This window comes from Streptomyces sp. SID3212 (assembly GCF_009865405.1).
Classification (GTDB): Bacteria; Actinomycetota; Actinomycetes; order Streptomycetales; family Streptomycetaceae; genus Streptomyces.
The window spans coordinates 1-12077 of record NZ_WWJY01000550.1; the positions used below are offsets into that span (position 1 = coordinate 1).

The window sequence follows — 12077 nt, forward strand, 5'->3', positions numbered from 1 at the left end:
CGCACGCTGCTGCCCCTGGTCGTCCCCTCGCTGGTGACCGGCGTGCTCGCCAGCCTCGTCCTGCTGGGGGTCAGCGGGCTCGCGGACCGGCTCACGGACGTCCTGTGGAAGAGCCTCCCCGACGCGCTCGGGGTCGGCCGGTACTCCTCGCTCTGGATGATCGTGATGCTCACCGCGACCGGGCTGGCGGTGGGGATCGTCGTACGGCAGGTGTACGGGCACGCGGGCCCCGACCCGGCCACCACCGGGCTCGTCGACAAGCCGATGCCGGCCGGGGTGGTACCCGGGCTGCTGGTCGTGACCGTGCTGGCGCTGGCGGGCGGGGTGAGCCTCGGCCCGGAGAACCCCGTCACGGCGGCGAACATCGCGCTGACGTACTGGCTCGGCCGCAAGGTGGCGCCGAAGGCGCCCGCGCTGCTGTGGATCTCGCTGGGAGCGGCCGGCACGATCGGCGCGCTGTTCGGTACGCCGGTGGCCGCCGCGCTCGTCCTCTCCGAGACGCTCGCGTCGCGCCCCGGTCCCGGCTCGCTGTGGGACAAGCTGTTCGGTCCGCTGATCGCGGCGGGGGCTGGCGGGCTGATGACCGTACTGATCGACCACCCGACGTTCGACCTCGACCTGCCGGACCACTCCGGCACCCACTGGAGCGACGCGCTGGCCGCGCTGGTGATCACACCGGTCGCGGCGGGGCTCGGCCTGGTGATGGTCTACGCCTTCCCGTACGCCCACACGGCCTTCCAGCGACTCCGGCGTCCCGTCCTGGCCCTGACGGTGGGTGGGCTGCTGCTGGGCCTTCTGGGGGCCCTGGGCGGCCGTCTGACGCTCTTCAAGGGGCTGGACGAGGTGAAGACCCTGGCCGCCGATCCCGACGGCTGGTCGGCCGGGCGGTTCGCGCTGATGGCGGTCGTGAAACTGGCGGCGGTGCTCGTCGCCGCCGCGTGCGGCTTCCGGGGCGGCCGGATCTTCCCCGCGCTCTTCGCGGGGGTGTCCCTCGGGCTCTGCGCCCACGCCCTGGTGCCGGGCGTGGACACCACCGTCGGGGTGGTCTGCGCGGTGCTGGGGATGCTGCTCGCGGTCACCCGGCAGGGGTGGCTCAGCCTGTTCACGGCGGCGGTACTGGCCGCCGACCCGAACCTGCTCCCGCTGCTGTGCGTGGCGCTGCTCCCGGCCTGGCTGCTCGTCACCGGCCGTCCGCAGATGCAGGTGCGGGAGGACGGGACGGCGCTGAGGTGAGGCCCTCGTGGGGGACCGTACGGACGACCTCTCCGTACGGGACGGCTCCCTGTTCGCGGGACGGCTTCCCCGTTCGTACGTACCGCCGGGCGCCCGGCGCCGATCCTCCGTATCCTCCCCGAGGGGGGCCTTCCCACGCCGAGGAGACCACGCCGTGTCACTCCACCGAGGAGCCCCTCCGTCGCACGACGGGTCGGACGAGCACTCCGCCGAGATGCGCAGGCTGTCGCTCAACCCCTTCTACGGGGCGGCGGATCCGGTCGGCGACATGACGTCCGCGCCGCCGCTGCACCGGCTCGCCGACGGTCCGATGCCGCCCTCGACGGCGTACCAGCTGGTCCATGACGAGCTGCTCCTCGACGGCAACTCCCGGCTGAACCTCGCCACCTTCGTCACCACCTGGATGGAGCCGCAGGCGGGGATCCTGATGGGTGAGTGCCGGGACAAGAACATGATCGACAAGGACGAGTACCCCCGTACCGCCGAGCTGGAGCGGCGCTGTGTGGCGATGCTCGCCGACCTCTGGAACGCGCCCGACCCGGTGACGGCCGTCGGGTGTTCCACCACCGGGTCGAGCGAGGCCTGCATGCTCGCGGGGCTGGCGCTCAAGCGCCGCTGGGCCACCCGTAACGCCGCGCGCTACCCGGCGACGGCCCGGCCGAACCTGGTGATGGGGATCAACGTCCAGGTCTGCTGGGAGAAGTTCTGCAACTTCTGGGAGGTGGAGATGCGGCAGGTGCCGATGGAGGGCGACCGCTTCCACCTCGACCCGCAGGCCGCCGCCGACCTCTGCGACGAGAACACCATCGGCGTGGTCGCCGTCCTCGGCTCGACCTTCGACGGCAGCTACGAACCGGTCGCCGAGCTGTGCGCCGCCCTGGACGCCCTCCAGGAACGTACCGGCTTCGACATCCCCGTCCACGTCGACGGCGCCTCGGGCGCCATGGTCGCGCCCTTCCTCGACGAGGACCTCGTCTGGGACTTCCGGCTGCCGCGCGTCTCGTCCATCAACACCTCGGGGCACAAGTACGGCCTCGTCTACCCGGGGGTGGGCTGGGCGCTGTGGCGCTCACCCGCCGAGCTGCCCGAGGAGCTGGTGTTCCGGGTCAACTACCTGGGCGGCGAGATGCCCACCTTCGCGCTGAACTTCTCCCGGCCGGGCGCACAGGTCGTCGCGCAGTACTACACCTTCCTGCGCCTGGGGTGGGACGGCTACCGGGCCGTCCAGCAGACGGCGCGGGACATCGCCACGCACCTGTCCGCGCGGATCGGGGCGATGGCGGAGTTCCGCCTGCTCACCCGGGGGGACGAGCTGCCGGTCTTCGCCTTCACGACGGCCCCCGGCGTGACGAACTTCGACGTCTTCGACGTGTCGCGCCGCCTGCGCGAGCGCGGCTGGCTGGTGCCCGCGTACACCTTCCCCGCCAACCGCGAGGATCTCGACGTCCTGCGCGTCGTCTGCCGCAACGGCTTCTCGGCGGACCTCGCCGAACTCCTGATCGACGACCTGCAAAAGCTGCTCCCCGAACTACGCGCCCAGGACCACCCGTCGGCCCGCGACAAGACGGCGGCGACGTCGTTCCACCACTGAGGCACGGCCGTACGGGCCCGGCGACGTCCCCGGACCCGTACGGCGGCCGTGGACACCGGCTAGCGGCTAGCGGCTCAGGCGGCCGAACCTCCGTACCGCCAAGGGGAAGAACACCAGGAACAGGACCACCGGCCACGCCACCGCCAAGAGGTCGGCGTGTTCGGCCGGCCAGGAATGGCCCGGTGCGGCGGGGTTGCCGAAGAGGGTGCGTACCGCTGTGGCCGTGGCCGAGAGGGGGTTCCACTCCACCACCGCGCCCAGCCAGCCCGGCATGGACTGCGGCGTCGCGAAGGCGTTGGAGAGGAAGCCGACCGGCCAGACGAGGATCTGGACCGCCTGCACCATCTCCGGGCGGCCCGCCACCATCGCCAGATGGATCCCGACCCAGAGCATCGCGAAGCGGAACAGGAGCAGCAGGCCGACGGCGGCCAGGAAGGCGGCCGGACCGTCGTGCCAGCGCCAGCCGATCGTCCAGCCGACGCCGATCATGACCGCCAGGCCGGCCGCGGACTGGATCATGTCAGCAGCGCTGCGTCCCACCAGGACCGCCGACACCGACATCGGCAGGGAGCGGAAGCGGTCGATGACGCCCTTGTTGAGGTCCTGGGTGACGGCGAGCATCGTCGATTCGAGGCCGAAGGCCATCGTCAGGGCGAGCATGCCGGGCACGAGGTAGTCGACGTAGTCCCCCGCCAGGCCCCGGCCGCCGCCGGTCAGGAAGCCGAACATCAGGAGCAGCATCACCGGGAAGGCCAGTCCCACGACGACCTGGACGGGCTGCCTGGCCCAGTGGGCGAGTTCGCGCCGGGTCATGGTCCACGAGTCGGTGAGTGCCAGGCCGAGCCGGTTGCCGGCGGTGGGGGAGGGAGCGGGGGCGGGGACGGGGACGGTCGGGGGCGCGTTCAGAGTGGTCATGCGAGAGCCTCCTGCTGCTGGTCGTGGTGGCCCGGCCGGTCCCCGCCGGTGAGGTGGAGGAAGACCTCGTCCAGCGTCGGCCGCCGCAGCGCGATGTCCTCCGCCTCGATGCCCGCCGCGCCCAACACCCGTACCACCTCGGTCAGTACGGCCATCCGGTCCGTGACAGGCGCACTCAGCAGGCGCCGGTCCACGTCCGTGCCGACGGCGTACGTGTCCGCGGCGCCCGCCAACAGCCTTGCCCCCTCGCCGAGTCGGTCGGCGTCCCGCAGGACGACGTCGATCCGGTCGCCGCCGGTCGCCGCCTTGAGCGCGTCCGCCGTGCCGTGCGCGACGACCCGCCCGCTGTCCACCACCGAGATGTGGTCGGCCAGTTGGTCGGCCTCCTCCAGGTACTGGGTGGTGAGGAGGACGGTCGTCCCGCCGCCCACCAGCGAGCGCACCGCGCTCCACACCTCGGCCCTGCCGCGCGGGTCGAGTCCGGTGGTCGGCTCGTCCAGGAAGAGCACCTCCGGGTCGGTGATCAGCGAGGCCGCGAGGTCGAGCCGCCGCCGCATGCCGCCGCTGTACTGCTTGACCGCCTTGCGCCCGGTGTCCCCGAGGCCGAAGCGGCCGAGCAGTTCGCCGGCCCTGGCGCCCGCCCGCCGGGCGCCCAGCCGGTGGAGCCGCCCGAACATCTCCAGGTTCTGACGGCCGCTCAACTCCTCGTCCACGGCGGCGTGCTGGCCGAGCAGCCCGATCCGCCGCCGCACCTCGGTCCCTTGTGTCCGTACGTCGAAGCCCGCCACCCGCGCCACCCCCTCCTCGTGCCGCAGCAGGGTGGTCAGGACCCGTACGGCCGTGGTCTTGCCCGCGCCGTTGGGCCCCAGTACGCCGTGCACCGTGCCGCGCGCGACCGTCAGGTCGAGGCCGTCCAGCGCCCGCTTGCCGCCGTACCGCTTCCGTACGCCCTCCATGACGATCACATCGGTCAGGTCAGCCACCAGCGTCTCCCCCACCTCAAGTAGTCAAATTTGACGACGACGGGAAACGTATCCCCTGCCGGAGCGTTGGTCAAACTTGATTAGCCGTGGTCGCCCTCGTGCGTGACACCCGTCGCGTACGGGTTCTCCTCGCCCTCGCCGAGCACCCCGATGAACGGCTCGCCCTCCCCCGCGAAGGTGTACGCCCCGCCCTCGATGCGTGCGATCAGCCCGCGCGTCCACTCCGCGCCGGTGTCCGCCGTGTGCACCCAGAGGTTCATGATCTCGCCGATGTGCCCGAGCTGCTCGGGGCCTTCCTCGGGGACGTAGTCCTTCGTCACCGCCGCCCGCCAGGCCTCGATCGCGGCCACCCGCTTCCGCAGCAGCCCGACCACCTCGTCCCTCGGCAGATCGAGGAGGAAGCCAAGAGCGGCGGAGAGCACGTCCTCGCCCCGGTCGTACGCCGTCAGCGACTCACGGAGCAGCCTGAAGAACTCCTCCTGCCCCGCCTCGGTGATCTCGTACTCGGTCCGCGGCGGCCCGCCCGCCGTGCTCGGCGCCACCTCGTGGGCCAGCAGCACGCCCTGCTTCGCCATCTGCTTGAGGGCGTGGTAGATCGAGCCGGGCTTGGCGTTGGACCACTCGTGCGCGCCCCAGTACTCCAGGTCGTTGCGCACCTGGTAGCCGTGGGCCCGCCCGTGCTGGCGCACCGCGCCGAGCACGAGCAAACGGATCGCTGACATGCCTCCAGGCTATTGCCCTGGTGAGGCACACTCCGCCCCAGCCCCGCAACCCGCCGCGCGGGGCCGGCACACCCGACCTCGCCGTCCGGCAGCAGTCAGGCAGTCGGGCACTCAGGAGTCAGGCATTCAGGAGTCAGGAGGATCAGAACGGGAATTGCGAGCGGCCGTACTGCACCGAGATCCACTTCTGGGTGGTGAACGCCTCGATCATCGACTCGCCGTTCAGCCGCCCCGACCCCGAGTGCTTCTCGCCGCCGAAGGGCACGATCGGCTCGTCATGGACCGTACCGTCGTTGATGTGGATCATGCCGGTACGGATCCGGCGCGCGATCCGCACCCCGCGCTCGACGTCCCCGGTGTGGACGGCCCCGCTCAGGCCGTACGGGGTGTCGTTGGCGATCCGTACCGCCTCGTCCTCCCCGTCGAACGGGACGAGGATCGCGACCGGGCCGAAGATCTCCTGCCCCAGGACGGGCGAGTCGGCCGCCAGGCCGGTCAGGACGGTCGGGGAGACGAGATTGCCGACGGTCGAGCCGCGCAGCAGCGCCGTCGCGCCCGCCGCGACGGTCTGGTCGACCACCGCCGTCACGGCGTCGGCCTGCGAGGAGTTGATGAGCGGGCCGATGTGGGTCGCCGGGTCCGCCGGGTCGCCGACCTTCAGCGTCCTCACCTTGGCGACGAACTTGTCGGTGAACTCCTTCTCCACCGACCGGTCCAGCAGGATGCGGTTGGCCGCCATGCAGACCTGGCCCTGGTGCACGAACCGGCTGAACACCGCCGCGTCCACCGCGTAGTCGATGTCGGCGTCGTCCAGGACGATGAGCGCGCTGTTGCCGCCCAGTTCGAGGACGGCGCGCTTGAAGTTCCGGGCGCAGACGGTGGCGACGTGCTGTCCCACCTTGTCCGAGCCGGTGAAGGAGATGACCGCGGGGACGGGGTGCTCCAGCAGCGCGTCGCCGATCTCGGCGATGTCGGTGATCACGACGTTCAGCACGCCGGGCGGCAGACCCGCGTCCTCGAAGACCTTCGCCACCAGGGATCCGCCGCAGATCGGGGTGTTCTGGTGGGGCTTGAGGACGACGGCGTTGCCGAGCGCCAGCGCCGGCGCGACCGACTTGAGCGAGAGCAGGAACGGGAAGTTGAACGGGCTGATGACCCCGACGACCCCGACCGGCAGCCGGTAGACGCGGTTCTCCTTGCCGTCGACCGGCGAGGGGAGTATTCGGCCCTCGGGGCGCAGCGACAGCTGGATCGCCTCGCGCAGGAACTCCTTGGCGAGGTGCAGTTCGAAGGCGGCCTTGAGCCGGGTGCCGCCCAGCTCCGCGACGATCGTCTCGGCGATCTCGTCCTCACGGTCCTCGACCACCCGCAGGGCGCGCTCGAACACCAGCCTGCGCGCGTACGGGTTGCTCTCGCCCCACGGCACCTGCGCGCGCTCCGCCGCACGGTAGGCCTGGTCGACCTCCGCCACCGAGGCCACCGTGATCGCGGCCAGCTTCTCCCCGTTGTACGGGTTGAAGTCGATGATGTCCCAGGAGCCGCTCCCGGGCTTCCACTCACCGTCGATGTACTGGTGGGCGAGGCTGGTGAAGAAGGACATGAGACTCGACCCCTCGTCGCAGGACTACCGCGTAACCGATGTCACTGATGTCACGTCATCATACTTCTGTATCAGCAGAGTTCGAGGAGTCCACGAAGCAGATCGCGGCTCTCACCGGGACCGGGACTGTCCTGGTGGAGCCGCTCCATCACCCGTTCGTAGTGGGCGATCTCCTCGCGCTTGTCCAAATACAAGGCACTGGTGAGCTGTTCGAGGTAGACGACGTCGGAGAGGTCCGACTCGGGGAAGCTCAGCATCGTGAAGGCGCCGGTCTCGCCCGCGTGGCCGCCGAAGCTGAACGGCATCACCTGGAGCGTGACGTTCGGCTGTTCGGAGATCTCGATGAGGTGTCTCAACTGGCCCTGCATCACGGAGCGGTCGCCGTACGGGCGGCGCAGCGCGGCCTCGTCCAGCACGGCGTGGAAGCGGGGCGCCCGTTCGGAGACGAGGACCTTCTGGCGCTCCAGCCGCAGCGCGACGCGCCGTTCGATCTCGGCACACTGCTTCTCGGGGTCGCGCATCCCGCGTGTGACCACGGCGTGGGCGTACGCCTCGGTCTGCAACAGACCGTGCACGAACTGCACTTCATAGATACGGATGAGTGAGGCGGCGCCCTCCAGACCGATGTAGGTGGGGAACCAGCCGGGCAGCACGTCGCTGTAACTGTGCCACCAGCCCGCGACGTTCGCCTCCCGGGCCAGGCCGAGGAGAGCTCCGCGCTCCCGCTCGTCCGCGACCCCGTAGAGGGTCAGCAGGTCCTCGATGTCTCTGGCCTTGAAGCTCACCCGTCCCAACTCCATACGGCTGATCTTGGACTCGGATGCGCGGATCGAGTAGCCGGCGGCCTCACGTGTGATGCCGCGCGTCTCGCGCAGGCGCCTCAACTGTGAGCCCAGCAGAATGCGCCGCACTACGGAACCGCCCGATTCGGCTGCGGTCACGTCTCCAACCCTCCCCATCACAAGTGGTTCACCGCAGGGCACCCCCGAGCCCCAAGCCCCGGATTCTGCCATCAAAACGCTTCAGCGCGTACTCATTCGATTACGGAAAGAAGAAGCCTTTACGGAGTGCCCAAAAGTAGTCGGTGGGAGAAATGTGAAAGAACCGTCACGTGAAGGGACAGGTCCGGCACGTGCACGTGCATCTGCCCTTGCATCTGCCGTACGCATTCGGAACCATGGTCCTCGCGCACCTGTGTGCTCGTTCGTGATTGACGTGTTGTGACGCTGGACCACCGCGCAGTATCGCTACGGCCGCGAATCCCGGGAGTGCCTCGCATGGGGACGAATGGATCGACCATGCTCGAGCCTTTAAGGCAGGGGCTTCCCCCCATCGATCCCGCAGGGGTGGCGAGCTCGGCGTCGTGCGCCCTGCCCGCCCGCTACGAGGCGGTGCGCGGGGCCAGGCAGTTCACCCGGACCACGTTGGACCAGTGGGAACTTGACGACCGCTTCGACGACGTCGCGCTTGTCGTGTCCGAACTCGTCACCAACGCGCTGCGGCACGCCCTGCCCGCGGACACCCCTCGGGAGCCGCAGGACTCCCCCGTACGCCTGCACCTGATGCGGTGGAAGTCGCGTCTGGTGTGCGCGGTCCGGGATCCCAGTCACTCGAGCCCGGTGGCACGGGAGACGGACGAGGACTGTGCGGCGGAGTCCGGCCGGGGACTGTTCCTGGTCGACTCCTTCAGCGACACCTGGGGTTGGCACCCGCTGGCGGGTTCGCTGCACGGAAAGGTGGTCTGGGCGCTCTTCCAGCTCCGGACCGACTGACCCACCGACCGACGGACACGAGGGTGGCCGGAACGCATGCGTTCCGGCCATACTCTCCGGGCGATTTCGCCCGTTTCGGCGCTCTCAGCCCTCCGCGATCAGGTGGTCGAACTCGCCGTCCTTGATACCGAGCAGCATCGCCTCGATCTCGGCCGGCGTGTACACCAGCGCGGGGCCGTCCGGGTGGCGTGAGTTCCGTACCGCCACCTCCCCACCAGGCAGCTTGGCGAACTCCACGCAGGATCCCTGGGAGTTGCTGTGCCTACTTTTCTGCCAGACGACGCCGTGCAGCTCTGTGGCCGCAATGCCGTTGTACACGTGGTGCACAGGTCGCTCCCCGAGTTGCAAGGTGCAAGTGTCAACTTTCCCGGATCATAGCTGTGTTCATGTGCGCATGCATGAGCAGATGCACGTGCACGCGGGGTGGTCCTTCGGTTACTCCTTCACACGTGCACGTGCGCTCTCCTGGAACAGACGCACAGAACGGCTTTCTGGCTCCAGTGTCCAGGTAAAGATCGAGGGCCTCTCACCGGCCCCATGGGTCGCACGGGTCACACAGGTAACACGGAAGAGGCTTCCCCCGGGCCGTGGGGGAAGCCTCTGGCCGGTCGGAACGCGCGGCGCGTGACGGCCCGAGCGGCGTCAGTCACCCGGGCGCGCCGGTCAGCGCGGTGCCGAGCGGTACGGCAGCAGGCCCATCTCGCGGGCGTTCTTTATCGCCCGCGCCAGCAGGCGCTGCTGCTGGGCGGTGACGCGTGTCACCCGGCGGCTACGGATCTTGCCCCGGTCCGAGATGAACTTCCGCAGCAGGTCGGTGTCCTTGTAGTCGATGTACGTGATGCCCGCGTGGTCCAGCGGGTTGGGGCGGGCGGACGGCTTGCGGTCCGCGCGGCGGCCGGAGCCGGCGCCGCGCACGGAGGACGCGGGGCCTCGGGTGGACATGTCAGACCTCCAGGAGGGCGTCGAAGGCGGGCGGCAGTCGCTTCCAGGACTCGCGGCCCGCGCGGTACTCGGCGTCGGTGAGCAGGCAGGAGTCGAGGAGCAGCTCGATCCCGTCGCGGTCGAGGCCGGGCGAGGTGAAGACCAGGTGCTGGCAGCGGTCCCCGTGCTCGGCGTGCCAGTCCGTCGCCGCGGCGGCCCGCCGCAGCGGGGGCACGGTGTCCCAGTCGGCCTCCGGCAACGAGGCCAGCCAGGGGCCGAAGCTCTCCACGCACAGGGCGCCGCCCGCCGCGTCCCAGGCCAGCAGGGTGTCGGGCCGGTCGGCGAGCCAGAAGCGGCCCCGGCTGCGGGCGGCGGCGCAGCACAGATCTTCCAGGGCCCGGTAGAGCCGCTCGGGGTGGAAGGGGCGGTCGCGGTGCCACACGTACGTACCGACACCGCAGTCGTCCGCGTCCTGTGGCAGCAGGGCGCAGGCGGGGTGCTGCCGGGCGGCGGCCGACTCGACGTCGAAGCCCGCCAGCGCGGCGGCGGCCAGCCCGGCGCCGTCGGCGATCCGCACCTGCCGGGCGGTGGGGTGGAGCTGGGCCAGCAGCGCGCGGTCCTCCTCGTCCGCGAGCGGGTTGTCGGCGACGGCGAGCACCGACGCGTACTCCAGCTGCCTGGCCCAGGTGTCGGCGACGGTCCGCCGGTCCGAGCGCGCGGCGGCGAGGCCGGCGTCGGAGAGGTCGTCGCCGTTGCCGAGATAGGGCAGGAGCAGGGCGGGGTCCACGGCGGTCAGTACGGCGCTGACCACGAGGCGTTCGCCGTGCGCCGCCACGACCTCGGCCATGGCGCGCGGCTCGACGGAGTCCCAGAGCTCGACGACCGCGAGCCGGGTGAGGCCGTCGTCGGCGAGCCGGAGCAGTTCGGGGACGAGATCCTCGCGCAGGGCGCAGCAGGCGCAGTTGTTGACCAGCGGGGTCTCGCCCCGGGAGAGCGAGGAGGTGGCGTCACGGACGGTCCTCAGGACCGTGCCGCGCTCGGCGGTGGTGAGGTCGTGGTGGAGCGCGACGCTGCCGGGGACCGAGGCGAGAAGCCGCTGGACGGCTTCCTTGCGGGCGTCGGAGTGCAGGCCTCCGACGAGGGCGACGGGAAGACGGCGGCCGGGGCCGCCCGTACGGGGGCCCTCCGCCCCCGCGCTGTTCGCGGCGCCCATCAACGGGCCTCGGGCTTACGGCCGTAGCGGCGTTCGAAGCGCTCGACGCGTCCCGCCGTGTCCAGCACGCGGGCGGTCCCCGTGTAGAAGGGGTGGCTCGCCGAGGACGTCTCGACGTCCACGACGGGGTAGGTGTGGCCGTCCTCCCACTCGACGGTCCTGGTGCTGGTGAGGGTCGACCGGGTCAGGAAGGCGAAGTCGGCGGCCTTGTCGCGGAAGACGACGGGCCGGTAGTCGGGGTGGATTCCGGGCTTCATGGGGGTCCTTTCGTCGGGGTGCGGGTCGATTCCGGGGTGCGGGGTCGGTTCGGGCGTGCGAGTCGATTCGGGGCGCGGATCAGCGTTCTTCGCGGAAGTCGACGTGCCGGCGCACGACCGGGTCGTACTTGCGCAGGGTCATGCGGTCGGGGTTGTTGCGGCGGTTCTTGCGGGTCACGTACGTGAAGCCGGTCCCCGCCGTGGACCTGAGCTTGACGATCGGGCGTAGTTCGTTGCGGGCCATGGGGTTAGTATATGGAAATGGTTTCCATTACCAAAGAGAGGGGTGTGCGACGTTGTCCGCCCACTGCCAACTGACCGGTGCCAAGCCCGGATTCGGCAACCAGATCTCCCATTCGCACCGGCGCACCTCCCGCCGGTTCGACCCGAACATCCAGCGCAAGCGCTACTGGCTCGCGGGTGAGGGCCGGTACGTACGCCTCACACTCAGCGCGAAGGGCATCAAGACCGTCGACTCGATCGGTGTCGAGGCCGCCGTGGCCCGGATCCGCGCCCGTGGGGGGAAGGTCTGATGGCGAAGAAGAGCAAGATCGTGCGCAACGAGCGGCGCAAGGTGATCGTCGAGCGGTACGCGGTACGGCGCGCCGAGCTCAAGGAGATCCTGCGGCGGCCGGGCACCCCGGAGGCCGAACGGCTCGCGGCGCGCGAGGAGTTGCGGCGCCAGCCCCGGGACGCGAGTGCGACGCGGGTACGGAACCGGGACAGCGTGGACGGGCGGCCGCGCGGCCACCTCAGGAAGTTCGGCCTCTCCCGGGTGCGGCTGCGGGCGCAGGCGCATGCCGGATTCCTGCCGGGGGTGCGCAAGTCGTCCTGGTAGGCGGGAGGTGGGGGCGGGAGTGACGGTGGGGG

The 12077-nt window shown here is 70.5% G+C and carries 15 protein-coding genes; 5 read left to right on the forward strand and 10 right to left on the reverse strand.

The window, feature by feature from the left end; translation table 11 throughout:
• Positions 1-6 precede the first annotated feature (6 nt).
• Both GT042_RS16670 and GT042_RS16675 read left to right on the forward strand, forming a co-directional pair.
• Complete coding sequence (locus tag GT042_RS16670; RefSeq protein WP_161309519.1) at positions 7-1233, forward strand: ion channel protein; 1227 nt, start codon at positions 7-9, stop codon at positions 1231-1233.
• 154 nt (positions 1234-1387) lie between these two features.
• Positions 1388-2824 carry a glutamate decarboxylase gene (locus GT042_RS16675; RefSeq protein WP_161309505.1) on the forward strand — a complete coding sequence of 479 codons (1437 nt, stop codon included), beginning with the start codon at positions 1388-1390 and terminating at the stop codon, positions 2822-2824.
• Positions 2825-2890: 66 nt separating this feature from the next.
• On the opposite strand, the gene GT042_RS16680 is transcribed toward GT042_RS16675, so the two are convergent.
• From GT042_RS16680 to GT042_RS16700, 5 genes are all read right to left on the reverse strand, one after another.
• Entirely contained in the window at positions 2891-3739 is an 849-nt protein-coding gene (locus GT042_RS16680; protein WP_161309506.1) for an ABC transporter permease, read from the reverse strand.
• A complete protein-coding gene (locus tag GT042_RS16685; protein ID WP_202532924.1) occupies positions 3736-4713 on the reverse strand; it encodes an ATP-binding cassette domain-containing protein in 978 nt (325 codons plus the stop codon). The genes GT042_RS16680 and GT042_RS16685 overlap by 4 nt, the downstream gene beginning before the upstream one ends.
• An 89-nt stretch (positions 4714-4802) precedes the next feature.
• Positions 4803-5444, reverse strand: a complete 642-nt coding sequence (locus tag GT042_RS16690; RefSeq protein ID WP_161309508.1) for a PadR family transcriptional regulator — start codon at positions 5442-5444, stop codon at positions 4803-4805.
• 142 nt (positions 5445-5586) lie between these two features.
• Entirely contained in the window at positions 5587-7044 is a 1458-nt protein-coding gene (locus tag GT042_RS16695; RefSeq protein ID WP_161309509.1) for an aldehyde dehydrogenase family protein, read from the reverse strand.
• Between the two features lie 71 nt (positions 7045-7115).
• Positions 7116-7985, reverse strand: coding sequence for a helix-turn-helix transcriptional regulator (locus tag GT042_RS16700; protein ID WP_345943794.1), 870 nt, complete (start codon positions 7983-7985; stop codon positions 7116-7118).
• A gap of 336 nt (positions 7986-8321) precedes the next feature.
• Between GT042_RS16700 and GT042_RS16705 the strand changes: the two genes are divergently transcribed.
• The gene (locus GT042_RS16705; protein ID WP_161309511.1) at positions 8322-8816 is read left to right on the forward strand and encodes an ATP-binding protein; all 495 of its coding nucleotides are present in this window, start codon (positions 8322-8324) and stop codon (positions 8814-8816) included.
• A gap of 84 nt (positions 8817-8900) precedes the next feature.
• On the opposite strand, the gene GT042_RS16710 is transcribed toward GT042_RS16705, so the two are convergent.
• The 5 genes from GT042_RS16710 to rpmG all read right to left on the reverse strand — a co-directional run bounded on the left by GT042_RS16710 (position 8901) and on the right by rpmG (position 11451).
• Positions 8901-9143 (reverse strand): DUF397 domain-containing protein, encoded by a 243-nt coding sequence (locus GT042_RS16710; protein WP_161309512.1) that lies wholly within the window; start codon positions 9141-9143, stop codon positions 8901-8903.
• Between the two features lie 336 nt (positions 9144-9479).
• Entirely contained in the window at positions 9480-9758 is a 279-nt protein-coding gene (gene rpsR, locus GT042_RS16715) for a 30S ribosomal protein S18 (protein WP_161309513.1), read from the reverse strand.
• 1 nt (position 9759) lies between these two features.
• Complete coding sequence (locus GT042_RS16720) at positions 9760-10950, reverse strand: GTP-binding protein (RefSeq protein ID WP_161309514.1); 1191 nt, start codon at positions 10948-10950, stop codon at positions 9760-9762.
• Entirely contained in the window at positions 10950-11207 is a 258-nt protein-coding gene (locus tag GT042_RS16725; protein WP_161309515.1) for a type B 50S ribosomal protein L31, read from the reverse strand. The genes GT042_RS16720 and GT042_RS16725 overlap by 1 nt, the downstream gene beginning before the upstream one ends.
• Before the next feature lie 79 nt (positions 11208-11286).
• On the reverse strand, positions 11287-11451 hold the full coding sequence (gene rpmG, locus GT042_RS16730; RefSeq protein WP_161309516.1) for a 50S ribosomal protein L33: 165 nt from the start codon (positions 11449-11451) through the stop codon (positions 11287-11289).
• Between the two features lie 52 nt (positions 11452-11503).
• Here rpmG and rpmB point away from each other — a divergent pair, with 52 nt between their 5' ends.
• Together rpmB and rpsN are read left to right on the forward strand one after the other, a co-directional pair.
• Positions 11504-11740, forward strand: coding sequence for a 50S ribosomal protein L28 (rpmB, locus tag GT042_RS16735; RefSeq protein WP_161309517.1), 237 nt, complete (start codon positions 11504-11506; stop codon positions 11738-11740).
• Complete coding sequence (rpsN, locus tag GT042_RS16740) at positions 11740-12045, forward strand: 30S ribosomal protein S14 (protein ID WP_161309518.1); 306 nt, start codon at positions 11740-11742, stop codon at positions 12043-12045. Before rpmB ends, rpsN begins: the two co-directional genes overlap by 1 nt.
• The last annotated feature ends 32 nt before the right edge of the window (positions 12046-12077 follow it).